Genomic DNA, 6,102 nt, shown 5'->3' on the forward strand with positions numbered 1-6,102 from the left:
CAACCCCCCCCCCCCCCCCGGCGCGCGCCCGGCCCCCCCCCCCCCCCCGGTGCGGGGGGCGCGGCCCGGGCCCCCCCCCCCCCCCCCCCAACCCTCAACTCGTTCCGGGCGGAGCACGGGTCCGCCTAGTGGAAGTCGCGCGATCCGCTCGTGGGCACGTCGAAGCGCTCGAGCCGATCCGCGAGCACCGCGATGACGCCCTCGGGCGTGCGCTGCAGCATGCCGCGCACGATGAGCGCGGGCGAGTGCCGCGCGACCTGCCGCGAGTGCGCCCACAGCCCCTTCGAGATGATGACGTTGAGCATCCCCGTCTCGTCCTCGAGGTTCATGAAGGTCACGCCCTGCGCCGTGCTCGGCCGCTGCCGGTGCGTGACGATGCCCGCCGTCTGCACGCGCCGGCCGGGCTCGGCGTCGGCGAGCCGTTCGATCGGCAGCACGCCGCGCGCATCGAGCATCGGGCGCGCGTGCCGCACCGGGTGGTCGTCGGTCGCGACGCCCGTCGACCAGATGTCGAGCGCCACCTGCTCGGAGGCAGAGAGCATCGGCAGCAGCGGCGGCTGGATGACGAGCTGCGAGCCCTCGAGCTGATCCTCGCGCTCGGTCGACGCGGGACCCGCGAGCCACAGCCCCTCGCGGCGGCTGACGCCGAGCCCGTCGAGGGCGCCGGCGGTCGCGAGCGCCTCGAGCTCGCCCCGGTCGAGGTCGGCGCGGCGGGCGAGGTCGTGGATGTCCCGCAGCGGCGCCGCCTCGCGCGCCGCGACGATGCGCTCGGCCGCCGCCTCGCCGACGCCCGCGACACTCGCGAGCCCCATCCGCACCGCGAATCCCGCGTCGCGGCGGTGCCGGTCGCGCATCGCGAGCGACTCCGAGGCGACCGGCGGCACGGCCGGCTGCTCCCGCTCGAGGCACGCGTCGAGGCCCGGGCGGCGCTCGCCGTGCCGCTCGAGGCCTGCGACGGCGCTCGAGCGCACCACGTCGGGACGGAGCGTCTCGACCCCGTGCCGCAGCGCATCCTTCACGAGCGTCTGCGGCGACCAGAACCCCATCGGCTGGCTGCGCAGCAGCCCGGCGAGGAACGCGGCCGGGTAGTGCAGCTTGAGCCACGACGAGGCGTAGACGAGCTTGCCGAACGCGAGCGAGTGCGACTCGGCGAAGCCGAAGCCCGCGAACGCCTCGATCTTGCGGTAGATCGACTCGGCCGTCGCGTCGTCGACGCCGTTCGCGGCCATGCCGGCGAAGAGCTTCGCCTTGAGCGCCTCGATGCGCTCGCGCGAGCGCTTCGAGCCGATCGCGCGGCGCAGCTGATCGGCCTCACCCGCGTCGAAGCCGCCGACCGCGACCGACATCTGCATGAGCTGCTCCTGGAACAGCGGCACCCCGAGCGTGCGCTCGAGCACCGGCACGAGCAGCTCGTGCGGGTAGCTCACCGGCTCGGCGCCGGTGCGGCGGCGGATGTAGGGATGCACCGCGCCGCCCTGGATGGGACCGGGGCGGATGAGCGCGATCTCGATCACGAGGTCGTAGAAGCAGCGCGGCTTGAGCCGCGGCAGGGTCGCCATCTGCGCGCGCGACTCGACCTGGAACACGCCCACCGCATCTGCCTCGCACAGCATGTCGTAGACGCCCGCCTCCTCGGCGGGGATCGACGCGATCGACCACTCCTCGCCGAGGTGCTCGCGCGCGAGCTCGAGGGTGTGCGAGATGGCGCCGAGCATGCCGAGGCCGAGCAGGTCGAACTTGACCAGGCCCATCCACTCGCAGTCGTCCTTGTCCCACTGCAGCACCGTGCGACCGGGCATGCGGGCGGGCTCGATGGGGCAGACCGAGCCGACCGGCTCGTCGGTGAGCACCATGCCGCCCGAGTGGATGCCGAGGTGCCGCGGCGCGTGCAGGAACTCGCCCGCGAGCTCGGTGACGGCCTCGGGGATGCCGTCGACGTCGGGCTTCGAGTACGACTCGACCGATTTCGACCACGCGTTCTGCTGCCCGACGGCGTAGCCGAGCGCCTTCGCCGCGTCGCGCACCGCCGACTTCGGGCGGTAGGTGATGACGTTCGCGACCTGCGCCGCGTTGCGGCGGCCATAGCGCTCGTAGACGTGCTGGATGACCTCCTCGCGGCGGCCGGCGTCGAAGTCGATGTCGATGTCGGGCTCCTCCTCGCGCATCATCGAGATGAAGCGCTCGAACGGCAGCCGGTAGCGGATCGGGTCGACGGCGGTGATGCCGAGGATGAAGCACACCGCGCTCGCGACCGCCGAGCCGCGACCCTGGCAGAGGATGCCGCGCGAGTGCGCGAAGTCCGAGATCTCGAAGACGATGAGGAAGTAGCCCGCGAAGCCCTTCTGCTCGATGAGGCTGAGCTCGTGCTCCAGCCGGGCCGCGACCTCCGGGGTCGGGCGGCCGTCGGCGGTCGTGTCGTAGACGCGCGGCAGCCGCTCGGCGACGAGCGCCCGCAGCCACGTCATGGGCGTGTGGCCGTCGGGCACCTCGACCTTCGGCAGTTTGGGGGATGCGGCACGCAGGTCGAACGCGAGGGCGCGGCCGAGCGCGGCGGCCGTGTCGACCGCGCCGGGGAACGCGCGGAAGCGGCGCGCCATCACGGCGCCGCTCCGCAGCGAGGGCACACCGCCTGCCGGCAGCCAGGCGTCGAGCTCGTCGATGGAGCGGCGCGCGCGCACCGCCGCGACCGCGTCGCCGAGCCGCTGCCGCGCGGGGCTCGCGATGTGGGCGTTCGTGGTGGCGATCACCGGCAGCCGGCGGCCCTCGGCGAGGTCGGCGAGCACCCGGTTGCGCTCGAAGTCGCGGGGGTCGCCGACGTCGCTGAGCTCGACCACGACGCGGTCGCGGCCGAAGAGCGACGCGAGCCGGTCGAGCTCCAGGCCAGCCGCATCCGCCCCCTGCGCCGCCGACGCGTGCCGCTCGAGCGCCTGCCGCACGCCGCCCTTGCGGCAGCCGGAGAGCACGAGCCACTCGCCCGCCGCCGTCTCGGCGAGCCGCTCGAGCTCGAACACCGGCCTGCCCTTCTCGCCGGGGACGCCGTGCGCGTCGGTCGTCAGGTAGCCGTCGGTGAGCGCGGTCGCGAGCGCCGTGTAGCCCGCGGGGCCCGTCGCGAGCGCGACGAGGTGGCTGCCGTCAGGGTCGGGGATGCCGTTCTGGGGCGCCTCGAGGCCGAGCGTGAACTCGGTGCCGAAGACGGTCGGCAGCCCCGCGTCGGCGGCTGCCTCGGCGAACCGCACCGCCCCGTAGAGCCCGTCGTGGTCGACGAGCGCGAGCGCCTCGAGGCCGAGCGCGCGGGCCTCGTTGACGAGCTCCGCGGGGCTCGAGGCGCCGTCGAGGAACGAGTAGTGGGAGTGCGCGTGCAGCTCTGCGTAGGGCGTCGCCGCCCCCGGCGCGGGCACGCGCACGTGCGGCCGGCGGAGCTCGTCGAGCTCGGCCGGGTGCTGGCGGCTGCTGCTGCCGACGTCGCGGTCGGAGAGGATCCCCTCGAGCTCGCGCCAGGGCATCCGCGGGTTGTTCCACCCCATCGCTCTCCCCCTTCCCTCTTCCTCAACGTCGCCAGTGGTCGGTCAAGCGCCTCAGCCGGTCGCGCTGCCACCCGCGACGTTGAGGGTCAGGCATAGCGGCCCTCCGCGAGCCAGACGCCGTCGGCGTGCAGCAGCACCCACGCCTCCCCCTCGCCGTCGAGGATCTGCACCCGGTGCACCACGTCGCCCAGCTCACGGCGCCGGATGGGCCACGGACCTGCCCAGGCGACGACGCGGCGGCGGGTGGATGCGGGCGGCGAGAAGGTCGCGGGCGACCCCTCCCGCTCGTCGAGCGCCGCGGCCTCGACCTGGGCGCCCGCCTCGTCGAGCAGCCGCACCGGCAACGGCGGCCGGAACACCACCGATGGCCGAGGCGGCGGCAGCGCGCCGGGCCACGGGCCGGCTGCAGGTGCAGGCGCCGCGTCGCCCCACGGCGTCAGCACGCCACGCTCGGCGAGCAGCCTGCCGCCGCCCGGCGCCGCGGTGAGCACCGCCTCGCGGCCGAGCATCCCCTGCAGCCGCTCGAGCGCGTGCTTCGTGCGGTCGTCGATGTCGCCGCCGCCCCACAGCCCCGGCATGTGCTCGGCGTCGGCGTCGAGGCGCGCGGGTGCCGCGACCACCTCGACGAGCGGCGAGCCGAGCTCGCTCTCGGTCAGCTGCCACCGCATCCGGTCGACGATGTCGCCCGCGCGCAGGAAGCCGGGCTGGCGCCAGAGCCGCTCGCTCACGTGCCCCTCCTCGCCGCGCAGCACGATGCGGATCTCGCTGCACACGAGCCGCTGCTCGGCCAGCTGGCGCACGAAGCGCTCGACCGGCTCCCGCACCGCGAGCGCGAGCTCCTGCACGCCCTCGATGCCCGGCTCGAACGCGAGCCGCAGCACGCGCTCCTCGCCGAGCCCGTCGGCGTCGACGCGGCGGTCGTCCTCGCCGCGGGCGCGGGTGAGGGCGATGAGTCCCGCCTCGCCGAAGCGGTCGCGGATGCTGTCGTCGGGCAGCCGGGCGAAGCCGCCGAGCGTGTGCACGCCGAGCCGGTGCAGCATCCCCGGCAGCTCGTCGTCGCCGAGCACGCCCACCGGCAGGCGCTCGAGGAACGCGCGGCTGCCTCCGGGCGGCACGATCGTCTCCCCTGAGCCGCTCGCGGCCAGCTCGGCGGAGAAGCGGTCGTCGGCGACCCCGAAGCTCGCCGTCAGCCCCAGCGGGGTGAGCGCGCCGCGCACGGCCTCGATCGCCCGCGGCTCGGACCCGTAGAACCGACTGGGCCCGCGCATCCGGAACGCGAGCGCGCCATCACCGATGGGCTGCGCAGCCGGCACGACCGCGAGCACGGCCCGCACGACCCGCTCGAACGCGAGCGCCTCCCCCACCGGATCCGCGGGCGCGAGCGCGAGCAGGGGCGACGCGGCCTGCGCATCGCGGATGCGCATGCCCACCCGCACGCCGTCGGCGCGAGCGCCCTCATCGCACGCGACGATCCGCATCGCGTGGACCACGGCGCCGGGCGAGCCGTGCTCGCCTCCGGCAGGCAGGGCTCCGGTCTGCCGCGCGACGACGATCGGCCAGTCAGGCACTCGCAGCACGCCGATGCGACTGCCCCGCAGCCGCACTGCCGGCGGCGCTGCCGCGCTGCTCGTCGTCTCGATCCCCACGCATCCATGATCGAACATACGTTCGATCACAGTCAAGCCGATGCGGCGTGGCGCGTCGGCCCGTGCCGACGGCAGCTCCGCAACTCGGACGCGGCGAGGTGCGGGACGCGCAGCGCACGCCCCGCACCTCGTCATCCGTCACCGCATGGAGCGGACGCGCCGAGCGCCCACGACCAGCAGCAGCCCGAGCGCCAGCATGGCCAGCGCGGGCAGCAGGACGCCGGGGTCGTCGAGGCCGGTCCGAGGCAGTTGGGCCGCGGCATCCGAGCGCTGCAGGGCGGCTCGAGTGTCGCCCGAGCCGGCCGCCTCACCATCGCCGGCGAGCACCAGCCCCTTCTCGAGGTCGGCGCCGAACTCGCTGCCGACCTCGACTCCATCGGACGGAGCGCCGGGCTGCTCGCCCGGGCTCTCGGGCACCGTCGGCTCGCCCGGCTGGGTCGGCTCGCCCGGCTGGGTCGGCTCGGTCGGCTCCCCCGGCTCGGTCGGCACCGTCGGCGACGTGGGCACTGTCGGCACGATCGGGGCTGTCGGGTCCGTCGTCGTCGAGCCCGTGCTCGACGCGTCACCGATCACGCCGATGGCGTTGCCTCCGCTCGTGACCGGAGCCAGGACATCGACGACGATCTGCCCGCCGGATGCCAGCCCGTCATCGCCGCCCGTCGTGCCGTCCGAGCCACCGTTCGCCGGCGAGGAGTCGACCGTCGACCTCTCCGACGAAGCATCGCCCAGCACCGCGACCGCATTGCCGCCGAGCGTCACGGGCGCCAGCACATCGGCGACGACCTGCGTACCCGAGAGCACCCCCTCTTCGCCCGACGTGGTTGCGCCGTCCGAGCCGCCGCTGACGGCTCCCGACTCGACGTCGGAGCTCTCCGACGACGCATCCCCGAGCACCGCCACGGCGTTGCCGCCAGCCGTCACCGGCGCCAGCA

Annotated in this window: 3 protein-coding genes; all 3 read right to left on the minus strand. The window is 75.0% G+C overall.

Annotated elements, in window-relative coordinates; all coding sequences use genetic code 11:
* Positions 1-125 precede the first annotated feature (125 nt).
* Positions 126-3,524, minus strand: coding sequence for an error-prone DNA polymerase (locus ACLQ21_RS08935; RefSeq protein WP_425662969.1), 3,399 nt, complete (start codon positions 3,522-3,524; stop codon positions 126-128).
* An 86-nt stretch (positions 3,525-3,610) separates the two neighbouring features.
* Positions 3,611-5,170, minus strand: a complete 1,560-nt coding sequence (locus ACLQ21_RS08940; protein WP_425662970.1) for a DNA polymerase Y family protein — start codon at positions 5,168-5,170, stop codon at positions 3,611-3,613.
* 138 nt (positions 5,171-5,308) lie between these two features.
* The coding region (locus ACLQ21_RS08945; RefSeq protein WP_425662971.1) for an LPXTG cell wall anchor domain-containing protein at positions 5,309-6,102 on the minus strand (794 nt) is incomplete at its 5' end.

Source organism: Agrococcus sp. DT81.2 (genome assembly GCF_049844935.1).
Classification (GTDB): Bacteria; Actinomycetota; Actinomycetes; order Actinomycetales; family Microbacteriaceae; genus Agrococcus.

Excerpts from the sequence above, each read along its gene's own strand:
- ACLQ21_RS08935 (WP_425662969.1), bottom strand. The coding sequence starts at position 3,524 with ATGGGGTGGAACAACCCGCGGATGCCCTGGCGCGAGCTCGAGGGGATC.